This is a genomic window from Stutzerimonas stutzeri KOS6 (genome assembly GCF_000307775.2).
Taxonomy (GTDB): Bacteria; Pseudomonadota; Gammaproteobacteria; order Pseudomonadales; family Pseudomonadaceae; genus Stutzerimonas; species Stutzerimonas stutzeri_B.
Genome location: NZ_KK020676.1, coordinates 2172447 through 2176412 on the forward strand (window position 1 = coordinate 2172447; position 3966 = coordinate 2176412).

General features: G+C 64.5%; 4 protein-coding genes. All 4 read right to left on the reverse strand.

Annotation, left to right across the window (positions count from 1 at the left end; genetic code table 11):
• Positions 1-359, reverse strand: a 359-nt coding sequence (locus B597_RS37975; protein ID WP_024162202.1) for a TetR/AcrR family transcriptional regulator, incomplete at its 3' end; no start/stop codon positions are given.
• Positions 360-467: 108 nt separating this feature from the next.
• A complete protein-coding gene (locus B597_RS37980; RefSeq protein WP_016448220.1) occupies positions 468-1355 on the reverse strand; it encodes a 3-hydroxyacyl-CoA dehydrogenase in 888 nt (295 codons plus the stop codon).
• A complete protein-coding gene (locus B597_RS37985; RefSeq protein ID WP_016448219.1) occupies positions 1352-3133 on the reverse strand; it encodes an oleate hydratase in 1782 nt (593 codons plus the stop codon). The genes B597_RS37980 and B597_RS37985 overlap by 4 nt, the downstream gene beginning before the upstream one ends.
• A 226-nt stretch (positions 3134-3359) precedes the next feature.
• The gene (locus B597_RS47840; RefSeq protein ID WP_003296358.1) at positions 3360-3569 is read right to left on the reverse strand and encodes a DNA gyrase C-terminal beta-propeller domain-containing protein; all 210 of its coding nucleotides are present in this window, start codon (positions 3567-3569) and stop codon (positions 3360-3362) included.
• Between the last annotated feature and the right edge of the window lie 397 nt (positions 3570-3966).

The following is a 3966-nucleotide window of genomic DNA, read 5'->3' on the forward strand; positions in this document are numbered from 1 at the left end:
TCCATGGCGATGCGCGCCCATTCGCCCCGATGGTGGATGGTGTCCAGCCAATCCAGGATGCACGCCAGGGTGCCGTCGAGACCTGCGTCGCCGCAGGTCGCCAGCATCTGCTCCAGGCTGGCGGCCTTCTGTTCGAGGTTGCGCTCCATCACCTCCAGCAGCAGCTCCTCGCGATCGGCGAAGTTGGAGTAGAAGGCCCCCTGCGTATAGCCGGCACGCGTGCAGACGGCGCGCAGCGACAGCGCCGGGATCGAGTGCTCCACGATCAGCGCCTCGGCGGCATCCAGCAGCGCCGCGCGCGTGCGGGCCTGCGATTCACTGCGGTTGAGCGGACGTGCGTGGCGTTGGGCTTGGCTCACGGCCGGCTCCGGCGCGACGGGGCGGCAGTATGCCACCGCCTTGCACAGGACGCCGTCAGCGTGCGGTGACCGTTCCCGACGGAGCACGCACGGGCGGCGGACATGGCGTCAATCATCGTAGAAGCCACCCCCCGCACCGGCGCCCAGGCGACCCTTGTCGATGTAGTTCACCTTGAGATATTCGGCCCAGCCCTGCGTTGCGGGATTTGCGCTTGCGATGTTGTACGCCGTGCGCAGGCCGACAATGTCGTAGATCTGGAACGGCCCCAGCTTGGCGCCGGTCCCGATTCGCCAGGTCTTGTCGATGTCCTCCGGACTCGCCACACCTTTCAACAACAAGGCGGCGGCCGCGTTGAGCAACGGCACCAGCAGCGAATTCAGCACGTAACCCGGCTGCTCCTTGTGCAGTCGGATCGGTTCCATGCCGATTTCCGCAGCGAAGCGCGCCACCTGCTCGAACACCTCAGGATCGGTCTGCGGCGTACCCATCACTTCCGCTGTGTTCTGGCGCCAGATGTGATTGGCGAAATGCAACGCCAGGAACTTCTCCGGCCGGCCCGTCGCATCCGCGAATGCACTGGGCAGCAGCGTGGAGGAGTTGGTGGCGAAGATGGTGCCTTCGCGCGCCAGCCTGGCGAGTTCGGCATAGACTGAGCGCTTGAGTTCCAGCTTCTCCGGCACCGCTTCAATTACCAGGTCCGCGTCGCGCACGGCCTGCGCAAGGTCGCTGCTCAGTGCGATGGCCGCCGCGACCCTGGTGGTCGCCTCGGGCGTCGTCCCCGGCAGGTCGGCGGCATATGTCTGAGCCAATCGCGTCAGGGCGTCGCGGGCACGCTCCAGCGCTGCTGCGTCAATGTCGTACGCCGTGACGCTCTTGCCGTGAAAGGCGCACTGGAAGGCGATCTGCGCGCCGAGCACGCCAGTGCCCAGCACGGTCACCCGCTGCAGGCCGGAGGGCGAGGCGACGGTCTTTGTGGTGTCCTGTGTCATGTTCATGCGTCCTCCCCGGCCAGCAGGCCGGCGTCGTGGAGCAATGCACCGATCTCGGTGCGGTCGAGCCTGGCCAACACGCGGTCGCGCAGGAACGACGGGCCCGGCAAGGCCAATTCTTCGCCATCGCGCAGCTGGTGCAGTGCATCCAGCAGGGTGCGGATGTCGTAGGTGGAATTGAACACTTCCGGCACGCCGCGTTCAATGCCCAACAGCGTGTAGACCGCTTCCATCGGCGTGCGCACCGAGTACTCGGTGGTGAAGATACAGTCGCGTTGCTTCGACTCCGCGAACTGGCCGATGAATGCGAAGTTCACAGCGCCCGCTGGCACCACGTCAGGGCGATCACCGGCTTGACGCGGCATGAAGAAGGCGGTGATGTACGGCATCATCACCGGCACGGTGTTGGCTCCCGTGGCTGCAAGCTCCGCGATGTCCTCAACCGGCACACCCATGTGATACAGCCATTCCTGGGTGATTTCCTCGCCGGTGCAGTCCTGCATCGGCTTCTTGACGTAATCCCCCGGCACGTCCGCGAACAGGCCATAGAACCAGATCACGACCTGGTCCTTGGGCTGCTTCTTGAAGTGCGGCTGGCGGTTCACCGTCCAGCTCAGCAGCCAGCTGGAATCCTTGGCGGTGACAATCCCGCCGGTCACCACCTTGCCGCTGAACGGGTCGCGCTTGGCGATCTTCTCGATGTACTTCGGGATGCGCGCGTCCAGCGTGGTGATGGTGGCGGATTCCCATTTGGTCTCCGGAATGTGCGTGCCGAACACGTCGGGCCGCCCGAACGACGGATCCTTGGCCGCGATGCGCCGCCACAGATCCCAAGCCGGTGCCGGGCCTTCGTCCAGCAGCGCCGCGGTCTTGTGGTCGCCCTCGTTGCTGTTTTCCACCAGCGAGCCGATGGTCATGAACAACAGGTCATCGGGGCCGAGTGCCATGCCACCGGGCTGGCCGTCGCGGTTCCAGTGGATGCGCGTGGCCTGCTTGCGTCCGTTGGTGGCATCGATGTCGAAATCGACATCTGTCACCTCGGTGCAGTACTGGAACACCACGCCCTGGTCCTTCAACCACTTCACCAATGGCAGCACCAGCGATTCGTACTGGTTGAAGCGGGTGAACTTCAACGCGGAAAGATCCGCCAGACCGCCGATGTGGTGGATGAAGCGGTGCAGATAGAGCTTCATTTCCAGCGCCGAATGCCACTCTTCGAACGCGAACATGGTGCGCCAGTACATCCAGAAGTTGCTGGCGAGGAAGTCCTCACCGAACACCTCGTTGATGCGCTTGTTCTCCATCTCCTCGCGCGTGGCCATGAAGACCTTGAGCATGTCCTTCTGCGCGGCCTTGCTGAGCGTGAACTTGCCCATGTCGGGCGCAGGCTTGCCCTGTTCGATGGTGGCGCGCTGCAGGGAGAAATTGGGGTCGTCCTTGTTCAGCCAGTAGAACTCGTCGAGCACGCTGGCCCCCTCGACTTCCAGCGACGGAATGCTGCGGAACAGATCCCACAGGCATTCGAAATGGTTCTCCATCTCGCGGCCGCCGCGGATCACGAAGCCCTTGTCCGGCTTCTCAAGTCCATCCAGTGCGCCGCCCGGCACGTCGATGCGTTCCAGGATGGTGATGCGCTCGCCCGGCATCTGGCCATCGCGGATCAGGAAGGCGGCGCCGGCCAGCGAGGCCAGGCCGGAGCCGACGAACCATGCGGATTTGCCGTCGACCCCGTCTGGCTTGCGCGGGCGGGCGAAGGCTTCGTAATTGCCACTGCTGTAATACATGTACGGACTCCAGTCGGGGAAGTTCAAGGTCATCGATCTAGCGAAAGGTCACTCCCACGGCAATGTATATCATCTGATATTTGAATTCGATTTGAGATCTATATGGCTGTCCGGACGGCTTTTCGCGGCCCGCAAATGATCTGGGCACCCGAAGGTGCCCAGAGGTAAGCGCGTTTGATGGCGGGGACGATGCCGGTATTGTTACTGCCGACCCCGCCCGCGCAGGCTACGACTGTTCGCCCCTGCTGTCCGCGTCGACGCTCGTAATTGATTCGGCATCGGCGTCGTCCAGCGAGACATCCAGCCGCTCGATCGCCTGCAGCTTCTCGCCGGCCTGCACGCGCATCAGGGTCACGCCCTGCGTGTTGCGGCCGACCTGGGCGATGTGCGCCGCCGGCGTGCGTACCAGCGTGCCGCCATCGGAGATCAGCAGCACATCGTGGTGGTCGGAGAGCGCAGCACTGGCGGGGTGCTGGCGCTGAGGAACAGGTAGCTGCCGGACGCCGGGTGGGCGGCGAACCGCAGCCGCTGGTCCCGGCAAGGTTGATCGCGGCGCGGCCGGCGGCATCGAAGTGGGAGGAGCTGGCGCAGCCGCTCGAAAATTGCGGGACGACGGCAACACCGGCGGCGCTGGCGGGACTGGCGTAGCGCGCCGTCAGGCCGGCGATTTCGGGCGCCAGATTGCGGCTCACCCGGGTGTTGTGCGCGAACCAGCCGCCCAGGAAATGGGCGAAATTGCTGCTGTTGCTGCCGAGGTACGCGCCGCTGGCGCCGCTGCCACCGGACTAGGGCCTGTTAACACTATCGCAACGATTCGACGATCAGTGCGAAGT